A 12,883-nucleotide genomic window follows, 5' to 3' on the forward strand; every position below is an offset into this window, starting at 1 on the left:
CATACACTTTTCAATGCGCGTGTCTGCACAGACACAGTGTCTGAACATAGTGGTACACCTATGGTCTCTTCAAGATCTGTTTATGAGACTTTGCTGAGAGTGTCATCTTCTAGGCAATGCTTTCGTGCCCAAGTAAAAATGCAGTGTGTGATATATGAGATTAGATGGAATTTCTGCAATGTCCTGTCTTTCAAACTGATACAAATAGTGCAGAAAAAAACAATATAAAAACGACAGTGCAAAGGACGCAATTACGCTTTTTCTCTCAACGTTAAAGAATGAGATATCAAAGGATTGAAACTGTCAGGGCACGATATGGAGGGTTTCAACGTGAAGAAATTTTGGATTTTAGCGACATGTATGATTCTGCCGAGCACGGCATTGGCTGAGGGAAATGTACTTGGCGTCAATGTCGGTGCAGGAAGATGGATCTGAAGATAAACGGGCAGCCGCTCGATGAAGACGGGATCTTTGATGGTGAAATCTATTATCGTCGGATGCTCTTTGAAAACTTTGGCATCGAAGGCGGATGGCGTCAGTCATTTGAAGTGCCCATTTTTACTGCGGTCGAGAGTATTCTGGGGGCTGATATAAAAGGCGTTGAAAATGGCGGCCCCAGGCTCAGTGCGTATGGCGCGTATCCAATGGGCGGTGGTTTCAGTTTATATGGCAAAGGCGGTTTGACCTATTACAAACTCGAGTACTCCTTCAAAGACCAACAACAAGACAAGTCATCACTCGGTGGAGAAGTCGCTGCCGGACTGAACTGGGATCTTGGTTATGTGGGTCTTAACCTTGAAGCCAACTATGCACGGAGCAGCAAAGTGTCGACAACAACAGGGCGTCTCGGTTTGCATATGAATTTCTAAATTCTTTTCTCATCATTTTCTTGAACGGCCCAGTCGTTGGGCCGTTTCGTTACTTACCTTTGAGCGTTTTAACCCGCCCGTATCCCTGCGTTTAGACTCCTGCCTTCACTCCGCAAGCATGAATAAAAAGATTATGTTTGCAGATCGGAAAGAAAACCTCGGTTGTCGGCATTAGGCATTAATCAGACACTTAGCTCAAACCAAAATAACGTAAAGATGCCGCATTGAGGCTCTGGGAGTGAGTATGTTGATAGTTTTAGCTGGCCTCATTATAGGTCTCACGCTCGGACTTCTGGGAGCGGGAGGGGCGATTCTGACGGTACCCGTGATGGTTTTTGTTGTCGGCATGCCAGATAAGGAGGCTATCGCAAGCGCGTTATTCATTGTCGGTACAATCAGTGCGTTACTCAGTGTAAAAAATGTCATTACTGGTGTTATTTCATGGCGGTATGTCTTGTGGTTTGGTTTACCCGGTGTATTCGGTGCTTACGTCGGTGCACTGGCCGGTAGTGAGGTATCGGCGGCCATTCAAATGGCACTGTTTTCAGCATTGATGTTGGTGGCTGGTATGAGAATGTTGCTGGGGATCAGCGGGACGGAAGGGCCTGCTATTGAAACAGGCATGCTGCGTTTAGTGGTTGTGGGCTCCATCACCGGGGTTTTAACAGGCTTCGTGGGTGTTGGAGGGGGATTTATTATTGTTCCTGCTCTGGTACTTCTTGCGGGCGTCACCATGAGCCAAGCGGTTGTAACCAGCCTTGTGATCATCACGTTGAATGCTTACACCGGATTTTTTGCCTACATGAATGCGTTTACAAAAAACGATTCTGTACTGAACTGGGAAGTCATTGCTTGGTAACGACACTCGGTGTCGTTGGAAGTCTTGGCGGATCATTGGCAGGGAAAGCACTGCCACAACAGGCGATATCTCGTGTATTTGCGATATTTTTACTGGGTTTATCTGGAGTGACTGCCATAAATCAGATTGGAGGGTGAGCGATGTTGTTAACGAGCAATGATTTGGTCAAAAAAGCGAAGTTACGAATTACTGAGATTCCAGATAATGTATTTCTGGCAGACAAGGACAGATTCGTGCTTATCGATGTCCGGGAAAAGAATGAAGTGGACGGTGGTATCATTGAGGGGGCGACGCATATCCCAAGGGGAACATTGGAAATGAATATTCACAAACACCTCAAGGAAGTGACCGGGTCGGATTACATCGATAACGTCGCGATAGCGCTTTACTGCCGCTCAGGTGCACGCTCTGCATTGGCTGCTGAATCACTTCAACAAATGGGTTTTGAAGACGTGTATTCGCTTCGTGGCGGCATTACACAATGGAAAGATGACGGGTATCCATTGGTCAATGTCATTAACTAATCACACTAACTCAACGTGCTGAAAATAATAGCCCAGACAAGTTTGTTTTGTCTGGGCAGTGTTACAAACGCTGTCACGCATACGGCTGGTATAGCCCATATCAATTAGTCTGATTCTTGCTCAGCGATATACTTGAAGACCTGCTTACGTCTGACTTTTTTCTTACTGAATATGCCTCTTTCGACCAGCGTATTCAGCGTCTCGTCAGATTCCTCTACTGATATACCACATTGTTCTGAAACGATATCAGCGGTCAAGTCTGGATAATTTTCCGTTTTCGCCAGGTCGATGATGTTTTGCTCGGTCTCTGAGAAAATGCTCTCAACGATTTCAGTCTCGTCGTTTTCCTCGTAATGTTCCGCAGTCAGCTCGGCGTCAGTTTCTGGACTTTGTTCGCTCATCGCTTCCGCATTATCATCGTTTTCAGTCGCTGATTCGACAAAACCCTCAGAGGTTGGGTCATCACTCAAACTCTCGGCTATCTCATCTAGTTTGTCGGTATTATCATCCTGAGGTTCCCCATTCATCGCGGCAAGGCGCTCGGTTGGAATCGTGTCCGTATCTTCGTCTTCCAACTCATCGATGGTTTCAATTTCTTCGGCGGTTTCCAGCAAAGGTTCAGGATCCTCTGCCTCTGCCTCTGCCTCTGCCTCTGCCTCTGCCATGTCAGGTGTATTCGGCTGAACAAGCGTAACGGGCTCTGGCGGATACTTTTCACCAAATGCAACAAATGCAGCTACGGCCCGCTCAATTGCCGCGCATTGCGATTCAGCAAAGTAGGTAAGGTCAGCATCATCATTCTGGGTATGTTGTGCCGTCAGGTGATAGGTTTCAATGTCGTCATGCAGCGCTTCAGACAATGAAATATAGCGAAATGCTTCATAACCATTTTTGTATAGCGACCAGTAAAATAAGGCGCGAGCAAGCAGTTCGTTATTGGTTGAAAGAGGCTGAATGGAACACACCAAATAATGCAATGCAATCGCTTTGATCACCGGGTGAAGTGAGCCTTCACTGTATTCGACAGTCTGCGGCTGGTTTATCCAGGCGAACAACAGCTTGAGCCGCTTTTCAATCTCGCACGGCTGTGAAGCGGTCAAAAATGCGCTCGTACCATGTTGTTCGGATATGTCATCAGTACGGAGGGTGCCTTGTTGCTCCTGAACCTCCTCCTTTTGGTTCTCAGTGTGAGCAAGAAGTGATGCAAATTCGTTAAAAAGCGCTAACGACATGGGCTGTTCACGCACTTCCCACGCGAAGTCATAGAGTGCATTGCTGATGGCCGCGATGGGTGTGTCGCTTGCCTCATTGCCAGACAGGAGTTCTGAAAGCGCCGCATTAACATCGATGGCATTATCTTGAAGTAACAGTGAGTAAACCGCCTCGGTATGGCGCTTTTCTATCAACTCGTTTCTCGCATCGTCAGACTCAATAAAATGACTACTGGTCAGCGCATAATTGAGCGTGGCATGGGTGGTAAAACGGTCAACTACCGAGAGGCAATGCTGAATCCGAGGCGTGATAAGCATTTTATGGTAGGGGCCAGTGTCTGCTCCCTGCTGAATGTCTTCTTCACTCAGACGCCTGTCGTAATACACGGGGAACGTGTTGATGGCGACATGATGGCGTGCTTTACGCATCATTACCCATGCGGTATTAAGGTCGAGATGCTCCGGCACCGAGGCTTTAAAGGCTCATAGGTAAATAGTTACCCTGGCTATCGAGTGGGCTGGCAAATCCAGCGTATTCGTCGCTGACCAACGATTCCCATAGAAAAGTCAGTTCCTCAAGCGAACCGGATTGCACCTCCGGTGGCTGATTTGTCATATATTCCGCCATTATTATTGTTACTCCTTTAATAGCTTAGCCAACCTATTTTAAAATGTTGTCTGTGCGCCATCGCCAGTAAAGATGTATCAGTAATGTATTAGATATGGCATGGCAGTCTTCGCGATGCTCGTCTAGGCTGTTGGCAGATGACACAGGATGTCCATCGATAAAAACCAATGTTCAGGCCGTTTATAGCAGCAGATCATTGAATAAAAGACAATAAATGGAAGGTGAGTTTGATGGGTGTTGCACCTTACTTTGCGCGGATTTTTCTCAGTGATACAGGGTTACAGTTAACAAGAAAATTTCATGAAGTAAAACGTAAACTACGAAAAGAAAATCATCGTTTTACCGTCTTTCTGGCAATTGATGACCCGCATAGCTATCTGTTGTTGCAGGTATTGCCCGAATTACAGAAACGCTTTGGCGTTGAGCTGGAGTTTCGCACTGTTCTGAATCGTCAGGAAGAGATGTTCCCAGCGCCTGAATTGTGGGATGCAAACGCATTCAAAGATTGTCAGTTCACGGCGAAACTCTACGGCCTATCATTTCCGGATCAGCCACCTTCCTCTGATGAATTACTGAAACTTCACGCTACAGCGCAGCTACTTCACAATGAACTTCAGCCCGAATATCTTGAAAATGCGTTATCAATTTTTGAGAGCTACTGGTTTGGTCGACACCAACAGCTTGATGCCGAAATTGAACCTGTGATCAAGCAGCGTGTAGAGTGCTACCGTCATCATTTAAAAAATAACGAAGACGTATTAAAAAAGCTTCACCATTATCTAAGCGGCACTATCTTCTATGGGGGCGAGTGGTATTGGAGTATCGACAGATTGTTCTTTCTTGAACAAAGACTGAATGTGTTACTGAATACGTCACCCGAGTCGCAGACCCTTCTGTTTGACCGAACCTTTGCAGACTTTCCTGATATCGCTGAAACAAAGGCTGATGCTGGAAGATCGAGTGCCTCTTCACCTAAGGCAATACAAGTATATTGGTCGCTACGAAGCCCATACTCTTACATTGGTCTTGTCAGAGTTCGAAAACTGGCCGAGAAATACGGTGTTGAGGTCGAGATAAAACCCGTATTGCCTATGGTGATGCGACGAATGCAGGTGCCACCTACCAAAAAGTTCTACATCATTAAAGATGTGAAGAGGGAAGCGAATCGCTACGGCATCGAGTTTGGGTTTATTTCCGATCCACTAGGTGCAGGCGTTGAGCGCTGTTACGCGCTTTATCAGTTCGCCAAAGACCAAGGGAAAGGTAATCAATACCTAGAGGCATGCGCGCGTGCTGCGTGGGCAGAAGGGACAGACCTATCGACTAATAAAGGCTTAAAGCGGGTAGTTGAATCGGTTGAGCTTGATTGGCGTGGTGCGTCAACGCAGGTGAATGATCAACGCTGGCGCTTTTGGGCGCAGGAGAACCTGCTTGAACTCTATTCAAAGGGGTTGTGGGGCGTACCTTCCTTTAGCTACGGCGATACATCTGTATTTGGACAGGATAAGTTGATTCGCATCGAAAGCATTGTTCAGTCAACTCGCGTGAACGGCCAATAACGCCGTTAAGGCTGACGCGTTTCTTATTGTTAATGAATAATGAGTGGCAACATCTCATTGAATTTGAGAGTACTCAGTCCCTAACTATTTCCCGTAGTTTGGAAGCGTCTCGATAATTCAACCTCCTGATCCCGCCACTCAGTACTTTTCTTGATGTGTCTGAAATAAGGTACTTCTGCTAATTCAAATAAGTAGGAACCTTACATGGAAGACATCATTCAAAGCGCCATTGCACTTAAACGTGCTGATAAGGCTGACGAGGCAATATCGTTACTCAGTCAGTATCTCGACGACCCTGAAGTCAGTGCATTAGCACATTTCCACATTGCGTGCTGCTATGACTGGCAGGGGAAAGAGAAAGAAGCTATTCCGCACTATCGGGTTTCGCTGACCAACGATGATGAGAGGATTGACCTTGAAGAAAAACTGAGATTCGACGCCTTACTGGGGTTGGGTAGCAGCCTTCGTTGTCTTGGTGAGTACCAAGCCGCCACGGACACCTTTGAAACGCTCTTTGAGGAGTTTCCTGATGCAGACGCCGCTGAACCTTTCTATGCCATGTGCCTTTACAACGTTGGCCGACATAAAGAAGCCTGCCAGCGTTTAATGGCGTTGTTGTTAAAGACGACTAAGAGTGAAGACATCGCTTTGTATCGAGAAGCGCTGTCGCTGTACGCGCAAGATCTTGATCGTACTTGGTAATTTATAAGGGTTGGTATGCAATTTGATAAAAGCTATCACATAGAGGTAGCAGCGAAGGCTGCAGGAACAGTGGTGTTTGATGCTGAAGGGCGTATTTTGCTGGTGCGCGAAAGGTTGAGCGAAAAAGCAGGCTATTGGCACATCCCTTCGGGCAGTGTCGAAAACGGGGAATCGTTGGAAAATGCTGCACTGAGAGAGTGCAAAGAAGAGACAGGACTGGATGTGACACTCGCGCACTACCTCGATACTTATGTCGGTAAATTTGACGATGGTGAACTGGTATTGCGTCATGTTTGGCTTGCTGAATTCGATGACTCTCAGCCTCTAAAGCCTAAACTGGAACACGAGATCGCCGAGGCGATATTTTTCAGCATTGACGAGATTCGTGCGATGTATGAAAAGCGCCAGCTCCGAATGCATCACACTTTGTTGATGTGTGAGCAAGCTGCGCAACTTAGGGCGGATTTGTCACACTAGACCAGTAAAAAAGCCGCAGCTTGAATGCACTTACCTTACTTTCTTTGCTACCAAAAGCCGTCAATTCAAAAGGAAATAACGTTTATGGAAATGCTGATCGATGACCTCTCAGGCCATGAGGTAAAAGCGCTGCTTGAGGAACATTTAGCAGATATGCATGCTACTTCGCCTGCAGAAAGCGTTCACGCATTGGATTTAAGTGGGTTGCTTGAACCTTCGGTTACTTTTTGGACATGCCATTCAGCCGACGGGCTTCTCGGGTGTGCGGCGTTGAAATCGATTGATGCTGATAGCGCTGAAATCAAATCAATGCGAACGGCCTCCAACGCCAGAGGAAAAGGCGTTGCCAGCTTTATGCTGTCTCATATACTTCGGGAAGCAAAAAACCGGAGCATCAGTACGCTCAGCCTAGAGACCGGCACGCAGCCTTTTTTCATGCCCGCTCACAAGCTTTATGAAAAATTTGGATTTACGGATTGCGGTCCGTTCGCTGATTACAAACCCGTTCCGCACAGCCGTTTTATGCGTTTGACGCTGAGCGAGATGGAAACGAAGGATAGAACAATATAATGATCGAACGAAGACAAGGCATTTATCAGGGAAGAAACAAATCATCCGCTTACAAAGATCTGGTTTGGACTGTCGCCACATCATCTGACACAAGTTTGAATATTGCAGGGCAGACCGCGCTGACACTGGAAACGATTCAGGAGAACCTCAGAGAAATCGGTAGTGACAAGTCACTGATTGTCTCTGCTCAAGTTTACATTGCCAATATAGCTGATAAACCCGTCATGGATGCGATCTGGTGTGAGTGGATTGGCACAGTACCTGAACATTGGCCGCAACGTGCCTGTTTGGGTGTCGCTCTAGAGGGGGATGTGTTGATTGAGGTGACGGTAACGGCAGTAAGACCTGAGTAATCAACACAGGCTTCCATCGTTATACGCGTAACTTTTCGAAGTTCATTCGGTTATGTTTTAGTCAGCACGTTTGGCGTTCTTTTCTTCTTTAATGACATGAAGAGAAATAAGACCGCCTCCCAGGCCGCCGCTCAGCATCATCATTTGGAACAATGATTCGATGATTTCATAACTGTCAGACACCACAACGGGATCGACAGTGGCTAATATGAGCGCTTTGCCTGCAACGGCAATGATAGCTCCTGAAAAAATCACCATTACCCCTTTATCAAGCATCGTTTTTTGCGTTTTTACAAACGCCCAGATGACCACGCCGTATACAGAAGCCCAAAGAAATGAAAGGGGAAACAGCAACAGAAATGCTGCCACGGTAAGAACGATAACCAGCCAACCAATAATGCCGACATTGATTTTTTTATTCATTGATACCTCTTGAATAGATTAATAGCTCTGAGCTTGCACTCATAACGATATTGTATCCATTCTTCCTACTACCTTCGGTGTATCGATTGCTGGTATTTAACTATGCAATTCAAACCTAGTGCATTCCCGGATTTGTTAGATAGTGATGATTGCTGTGTATGAGAAGACCTAAGTTGGTGATGTATTAAATCAGATAGGCCGTTGTTGTGGCGTTGTTCGGAAAGTAAAAAACGTCTAGTCTTCCTGTTTTCAAAAGCTCTGGCTCGTATCCTTTAGCTGTTTGCAATCTTTGCTATTGTGGAACCTATATTTATTCCCGCATGAAGGAGGTAGGCACCGATGAGAATGCCTGCCAAAGAAAATAGGGCATACTGGTACACCTTGGGTAGAGCATTCCACCAATTTTTTAATTGATTCATACTGTTATCCTTCTCGAATAATCTAAGACTGCCTATAAGTGCCGATCTAAACAGCTACTACTTCCAGTCTGCCTTAGTTAAGAACGTGGAGTAGTTATCAGCGAAAGGTTTCCAATGAAAAGTCTTTAAACCGGTTTCAACGTTGGAAATAACCATAATGGAGAAAGTGAGTGACCTGTGAAATGACACCATCGTTTCGCATCATGAACGTATGAGTAACTGGTAGAGAAATATGGTCCGCCATTCCTTCTACTTTTGTACTTTCTACAGAGACCTTTCCATCATCAGGGTTGGGGAGATATGTTGAAAGTAACGGGTTCATAGTGCTGGTGCCAGCAATAACGCCAAGGTGAAAATTCACTTTACCCAGTGAGTTAGGCACGCTGGTGGAGTCAGTTCCCAACTGGGAGCCGGCTGGTCCATTAATCATTGAGAAACCAGGCACTGACTTTAATGCATCAACCACTTCGCTGCCTTTGTTTGGAGGGCCGAGCATTACAACGTTTTTCAGGTTGTCTATCTCATTGTGTTTGAGGTACTGCCTGACCAGAATACCGCCCATGGAATGGGTGACGAAATGGATATCTTTTCCTTCGTCGCATTGAGATAGGGCTTTTTTGATTGATGTTGCCGCCAACTTCTCTACGGGGAACTGAGTGGAGGGATAGTTGTAGTTTATAGCTTGGTAACCCTCGCGCTCGAGGTGTTGTTCAAGTTTTTCCATTGAGCTGCTGCTGCGAGCCAAGCCATGGAGGAGAACAACACAATCTTGCGCCAATACGGATGTCGACAACAACATAGTTAAAAGACTAACTGACACGCTCCACTTCATTGAACTTCCCTGTTTTGTGGCTGATGGGTTCAGACTATTGCATCAGCACGTATTCGCCAACAGGCTTTTTATTTGTTGCTCGTACAGACGGTAGTCATAATTGCGAGTAGGTTAATTGCGCACTAAAAGGTTTCGCGGCGCAGGCAGCATTCCCGCTCTTAATTCAGCTATTTCGGCATTTGCTTGTTTGGCATTGTGTTGCAGCACATCAAGTCGTGTTTTTAATGCATCGACCTCAGTTTTTAGCAAACTATTTTGTGCGGCCATTTCTTTATTGGTGTGAAATTGAAGTGCGATGAATACCAATAATAGTGAAATGCCCAATACTCTAAAGTTCAATATTTTTTTCATGTCAGCCTCTGAATGCCAATATAATTCAAATGTTTATAGCATAGCTGTGGTTTGCCGAGAGGGTGATATTGTTAACATGAGTGTCGTATCAAAAAAATTGCTGAGTAATTTTCGTTAGTTAAGACGCGTTAAATACAGCGATGAAGCAGCCCGAAGATGCCGGACTGCATGCATATTAGTCTTTGTAACTTATGCGTGGCTGATTTTGCTTTTACTCAGTGGTTCCCATCGATAGCCTGCCAAGATTAGAAGCCCGGCGAGAATGCCAAGGTTTTTGACAAAATTCTGTGTTTCATGTGCCTGAACTATTCCGCTGTAATTCCAGAAATCGTGTAGGTTAAGGTTGATCAGTACCACCATGGCCGCAAGAACAATGGCCATAATCGCGGTGTAACGGTCAACAATGATAAGGATAGCTGCGCCAATCTGTATTAAACCAGCTAGGGGCAACAGGATGCTCGCCATTGGCATGCCATGCTCTTCCATCATTGCAATGTGTTGGTCCCACGCAGCGAACTTCATAATACCCGGCAACAAAAAGTACAATGCAATCAAACACCGCCCTAAATTGTAAAGATTTTGTTTCATTCTAATTTCCTCTGATAAAAAATCGACAGAGATTATATCGCTAGCGATTTAAATTGCTATCTCGTTTGGGTATTTAGAAGGTATTTATTGTTGAGTTGTTGCAGTGGGTCACTGTTCGGCCAGTAAAGGTTTCATTGCGGTTGAAAGAGTGAAGACTTTTAGGGCTGAAAATAAAAAGGGAGGCACACGGGTGCCTCCAAAATTTCAAGGGATAATTTTCTGCTTTACTGCATTTTGAACCAGACGTCGTTGACTGCTTGGTTTTCTTGCCCATTGCGGGTGAAACCTACGCCGACTTGTCTGTGTTCATTGCCGTTCTCATCACGGTTGAGACCAGCTTCCGTGTAGCCGAGGTTAATCTCGGTGATGCCAAGGTCGGCAAGCGACTTATTTTCACCATCAACAATCATGGTTAAACCCGCTTTACGCTCGAGTTCAGCCAACTCGGCTGCACCTAACTTGCCATCAGCCACTGCGGCTTCACCCAAGTGGTGGATAGCAAGAGCACGTAACGCATCGAATCCGTTGGCGAGTTTGTCTCGTATGCCGTCTCCGTCTACGTCAGTGTTGTTACCAAAGAGTTCTTTACCGTTTGCACCAGCAATACCATCGCCATTTGCATCAAAGGCCAGAACACCGTCGCCTTTACCTGCCCATGCCGTGCGGTCAAGTTTACCGTCGCCATCAAGATCGAAGGTTTTACCTATACCTGTGGTATCCACTTTACCGTTACCATTGAGGTCGAACGTCAGTGGCGAGTTGGTTTTGATCTTGTCAAACTCAACAGTTGGGCAGCTTGCGTCACCGCTTGTTTTCGGCTTATACCACCAGTTGAGTGGGTTACCCGATTGCGTACCCGGGTTTGATACTGCACCACCAAAGATCCAACCTTTTTCTAGATAGTTGTTCTTCTGGTTTGAGCGGCTTCCTTTGGCCATTTCCTGCTGTAAGTATTCCCAATCTTTCTTGAAGTTAGCCATACCTTCAGTTGTTTTCAGCTTCTCTTGAAGCTCTGGCGGCAGCTCATGCCACTCAAAATCAAACCCTTCAGGAAGTGGCGGGTGTGCAGGCGTTGTGTTTACGTTGCCAAAAGGCATACCCATACCAAAGTTACCACCAAACAGAGGGTTAAACCCACCCCCATAGGAGGCATACCCATACCTGGGTTAAAGCCTGCCAGCATTGACATTGGCCCCAGTTCATGTGCGAAATCATGGGATTTTGCATCATTGGGTTTTGACCCATCGCACCGCTCTGACCTTGCATGTTCAGGCCTTGTAAGCTTGATAGAAGTTCGCGCCACCCATCAATGCCCATACATCAGGGCCAGTGACTGCTGATTGCTGTGGGAATTGCATTCCCGGCTGTGCAAATTGCTGCATCTGGTTATAGAACACAGGTGTACATGGGTGACAGCCTGGCATTGGCCATTGTACGCAAGGGTTAAAATTACCCACACCGCATGAGTTACCGAACATATGGCAGATTTGATCAAACCAACATTTGATGAGCCAATCACAGAATTGGTTACAGTGATCGGGTTTGATACAGCCCCAAATATCTGCCGCGCCGTTGTAGCCATGCTGTTTCAGTTGAGCTTCAATTTGCTGGATAATGGCAGTATTATCTGCGGCTGTGCTGTCTGTTTTTATCTGATGGTAGCCGCCATCCGGCTTATGAATGAACAGACCGTCTTTTTCGCCAAAGGCTTCTTTAAAACGCAGTGCCTGATTGTAATCTACACCTGTTTTATTGATGTATTCGTGAAGGCTGCCCTTGTTGATGTGCAAGTCGTTTTCGTTTGAAAGCAGACCGCAAATTTGTGTTGCTTTGTTATGACAAGGTTCGAAAATCGTAACGGTGTCGAGGAATGTCTGTCCGCCAGCACTCTTTTCTTTGGTATCCATGTGAATTTGCGTACCGTCGTCAAGGATCAGAACGCTGTCGTGCTTGAATTCGCCTTTGTGAGCAATACCGCCACCGTTATCTTTGTCACCAAGACCAATGTATGGGTCGTTGTATACCCGATAGATTTCACCCGTATGTTTGTTGGTGATTTTCATTGCGCTTTGCGCGTCGGTAAATTCGATTTCGTAGTTGTCGTTTTCCCAGCTAGCTTTGCTTTTGTTATCACTCACTTCACAGTTGCTGCTGTCGCAGTAGTATTGCTGGAATAAATTAACGCCATGGTGACCACCAATGGGCGGATAAACGCTTAGATGACTGGGCGTTGAGCCAAAGGGATTATTACCAAACATATAAAACTCCTGATTATCGATGCTTCTTCCTACTATTCTTATGGACGCAAAGTCAGGATGTTCTGTATCTGCGTCTTCTGTCTTTCATCAATTGAGAAGTGACGTCTCTGAATTGTCACTGATTCGCAACTTTGGAATGCGTAATTGGCGCACCGTTCCAGTATGCTCTCTATTTAATATTCAATGTGATGAATATGTATGAGTGCGGAAAATGAGGTAGGAGTTCCATAAATTTTCAAGTGATTGAAAAGACGAATTAA

17 protein-coding genes are annotated in these 12,883 nt (G+C 45.8%); 9 read left to right on the top strand and 8 right to left on the bottom strand.

Annotation, left to right across the window (positions count from 1 at the left end):
* Positions 1 to 425 precede the first annotated feature (425 nt).
* The 4 genes from CS022_RS19820 (at position 426) to CS022_RS19830 (ending at position 2,252) form a co-directional block, all read left to right on the top strand.
* Positions 426 to 869, top strand: a complete 444-nt coding sequence (locus CS022_RS19820; protein WP_129123694.1) for an outer membrane beta-barrel protein — start codon at positions 426 to 428, stop codon at positions 867 to 869.
* A gap of 244 nt (positions 870 to 1,113) precedes the next feature.
* On the top strand, positions 1,114 to 1,728 hold the full coding sequence (locus CS022_RS19825) for a sulfite exporter TauE/SafE family protein (protein ID WP_129123695.1): 615 nt from the start codon (positions 1,114 to 1,116) through the stop codon (positions 1,726 to 1,728).
* Positions 1,722 to 1,865, top strand: coding sequence for a hypothetical protein (locus CS022_RS24960; protein ID WP_161569688.1), 144 nt, complete (start codon positions 1,722 to 1,724; stop codon positions 1,863 to 1,865). The genes CS022_RS19825 and CS022_RS24960 overlap by 7 nt, the downstream gene beginning before the upstream one ends.
* Before the next feature lie 3 nt (positions 1,866 to 1,868).
* A complete protein-coding gene (locus tag CS022_RS19830; protein WP_129123696.1) occupies positions 1,869 to 2,252 on the top strand; it encodes a rhodanese-like domain-containing protein in 384 nt (127 codons plus the stop codon).
* A gap of 104 nt (positions 2,253 to 2,356) precedes the next feature.
* Here CS022_RS19830 and CS022_RS19835 read toward each other — a convergent pair whose 3' ends face one another.
* A complete protein-coding gene (locus CS022_RS19835; RefSeq protein ID WP_129123697.1) occupies positions 2,357 to 3,931 on the bottom strand; it encodes a Fic family protein in 1,575 nt (524 codons plus the stop codon).
* 7 nt (positions 3,932 to 3,938) lie between these two features.
* Positions 3,939 to 4,091, bottom strand: a complete 153-nt coding sequence (locus tag CS022_RS24965) for a hypothetical protein (protein ID WP_161569689.1) — start codon at positions 4,089 to 4,091, stop codon at positions 3,939 to 3,941.
* Between the two features lie 230 nt (positions 4,092 to 4,321).
* On the opposite strand from CS022_RS24965, the gene CS022_RS19840 reads away from it, so the two are divergent.
* From CS022_RS19840 to CS022_RS19860, 5 genes are all read left to right on the top strand, one after another.
* Entirely contained in the window at positions 4,322 to 5,650 is a 1,329-nt protein-coding gene (locus CS022_RS19840; RefSeq protein WP_129123698.1) for a DsbA family protein, read from the top strand.
* A 204-nt stretch (positions 5,651 to 5,854) separates the two neighbouring features.
* Entirely contained in the window at positions 5,855 to 6,352 is a 498-nt protein-coding gene (locus tag CS022_RS19845; RefSeq protein WP_129123699.1) for a tetratricopeptide repeat protein, read from the top strand.
* A gap of 15 nt (positions 6,353 to 6,367) precedes the next feature.
* Positions 6,368 to 6,829, top strand: coding sequence for an NUDIX domain-containing protein (locus CS022_RS19850; protein ID WP_129123700.1), 462 nt, complete (start codon positions 6,368 to 6,370; stop codon positions 6,827 to 6,829).
* Positions 6,830 to 6,913: 84 nt separating this feature from the next.
* Positions 6,914 to 7,399, top strand: a complete 486-nt coding sequence (locus tag CS022_RS19855; protein WP_129123701.1) for a GNAT family N-acetyltransferase — start codon at positions 6,914 to 6,916, stop codon at positions 7,397 to 7,399.
* Positions 7,399 to 7,752, top strand: a complete 354-nt coding sequence (locus CS022_RS19860) for a RidA family protein (RefSeq protein ID WP_129123702.1) — start codon at positions 7,399 to 7,401, stop codon at positions 7,750 to 7,752. The genes CS022_RS19855 and CS022_RS19860 overlap by 1 nt, the downstream gene beginning before the upstream one ends.
* Before the next feature lie 57 nt (positions 7,753 to 7,809).
* Here the strand turns inward: CS022_RS19860 and CS022_RS19865 are convergent, their stop codons facing one another.
* From CS022_RS19865 to CS022_RS19890, 6 genes are all read right to left on the bottom strand, one after another.
* The gene (locus tag CS022_RS19865) at positions 7,810 to 8,175 is read right to left on the bottom strand and encodes a hypothetical protein (protein ID WP_129123703.1); all 366 of its coding nucleotides are present in this window, start codon (positions 8,173 to 8,175) and stop codon (positions 7,810 to 7,812) included.
* Between the two features lie 555 nt (positions 8,176 to 8,730).
* A complete protein-coding gene (locus CS022_RS19870) occupies positions 8,731 to 9,426 on the bottom strand; it encodes an esterase/lipase family protein (protein ID WP_161569690.1) in 696 nt (231 codons plus the stop codon).
* Positions 9,427 to 9,537: 111 nt separating this feature from the next.
* On the bottom strand, positions 9,538 to 9,777 hold the full coding sequence (locus tag CS022_RS19875) for a hypothetical protein (protein ID WP_129123704.1): 240 nt from the start codon (positions 9,775 to 9,777) through the stop codon (positions 9,538 to 9,540).
* 189 nt (positions 9,778 to 9,966) lie between these two features.
* Positions 9,967 to 10,365: a DoxX family protein gene (locus CS022_RS19880; RefSeq protein ID WP_129123705.1), complete on the bottom strand. Its 399-nt coding sequence runs from the start codon at positions 10,363 to 10,365 to the stop codon at positions 9,967 to 9,969.
* A 224-nt stretch (positions 10,366 to 10,589) separates the two neighbouring features.
* Entirely contained in the window at positions 10,590 to 11,468 is an 879-nt protein-coding gene (locus CS022_RS19885) for a hypothetical protein (protein WP_129123706.1), read from the bottom strand.
* Positions 11,469 to 11,633: 165 nt separating this feature from the next.
* Positions 11,634 to 12,623 carry a DUF1521 domain-containing protein gene (locus CS022_RS19890; RefSeq protein WP_129123707.1) on the bottom strand — a complete coding sequence of 330 codons (990 nt, stop codon included), beginning with the start codon at positions 12,621 to 12,623 and terminating at the stop codon, positions 11,634 to 11,636.
* Positions 12,624 to 12,883: the final 260 nt, after the last annotated feature.

This window comes from Veronia nyctiphanis (assembly GCF_004116385.1).
In the GTDB taxonomy this organism is placed as follows: domain Bacteria; phylum Pseudomonadota; class Gammaproteobacteria; order Enterobacterales; family Vibrionaceae; genus Veronia; species Veronia nyctiphanis.

What these genes read in the sequence shown, in the direction of transcription:
- CS022_RS19820 (WP_129123694.1), top strand. Translation starts at nt 426, where the DNA reads ATGGATCTGAAGATAAACGGGCAGCCGCTCGATGAAGACGGGATCTTT.
- CS022_RS19825 (WP_129123695.1), top strand. Translation starts at nt 1,114, where the DNA reads ATGTTGATAGTTTTAGCTGGCCTCATTATAGGTCTCACGCTCGGACTT.
- CS022_RS19830 (WP_129123696.1), top strand. Translation starts at nt 1,869, where the DNA reads ATGTTGTTAACGAGCAATGATTTGGTCAAAAAAGCGAAGTTACGAATT.
- CS022_RS24965 (WP_161569689.1), bottom strand. Translation starts at nt 4,091, where the DNA reads ATGGCGGAATATATGACAAATCAGCCACCGGAGGTGCAATCCGGTTCG.
- CS022_RS19840 (WP_129123698.1), top strand. Translation starts at nt 4,322, where the DNA reads ATGGGTGTTGCACCTTACTTTGCGCGGATTTTTCTCAGTGATACAGGG.
- CS022_RS19845 (WP_129123699.1), top strand. Translation starts at nt 5,855, where the DNA reads ATGGAAGACATCATTCAAAGCGCCATTGCACTTAAACGTGCTGATAAG.
- CS022_RS19850 (WP_129123700.1), top strand. Translation starts at nt 6,368, where the DNA reads ATGCAATTTGATAAAAGCTATCACATAGAGGTAGCAGCGAAGGCTGCA.
- CS022_RS19855 (WP_129123701.1), top strand. Translation starts at nt 6,914, where the DNA reads ATGGAAATGCTGATCGATGACCTCTCAGGCCATGAGGTAAAAGCGCTG.
- CS022_RS19860 (WP_129123702.1), top strand. Translation starts at nt 7,399, where the DNA reads ATGATCGAACGAAGACAAGGCATTTATCAGGGAAGAAACAAATCATCC.
- CS022_RS19865 (WP_129123703.1), bottom strand. Translation starts at nt 8,175, where the DNA reads ATGAATAAAAAAATCAATGTCGGCATTATTGGTTGGCTGGTTATCGTT.
- CS022_RS19870 (WP_161569690.1), bottom strand. Translation starts at nt 9,426, where the DNA reads ATGAAGTGGAGCGTGTCAGTTAGTCTTTTAACTATGTTGTTGTCGACA.
- CS022_RS19875 (WP_129123704.1), bottom strand. Translation starts at nt 9,777, where the DNA reads ATGAAAAAAATATTGAACTTTAGAGTATTGGGCATTTCACTATTATTG.
- CS022_RS19880 (WP_129123705.1), bottom strand. Translation starts at nt 10,365, where the DNA reads ATGAAACAAAATCTTTACAATTTAGGGCGGTGTTTGATTGCATTGTAC.
- CS022_RS19885 (WP_129123706.1), bottom strand. Translation starts at nt 11,468, where the DNA reads ATGGGTATGCCTTTTGGCAACGTAAACACAACGCCTGCACACCCGCCA.
- CS022_RS19890 (WP_129123707.1), bottom strand. Translation starts at nt 12,623, where the DNA reads ATGTTTGGTAATAATCCCTTTGGCTCAACGCCCAGTCATCTAAGCGTT.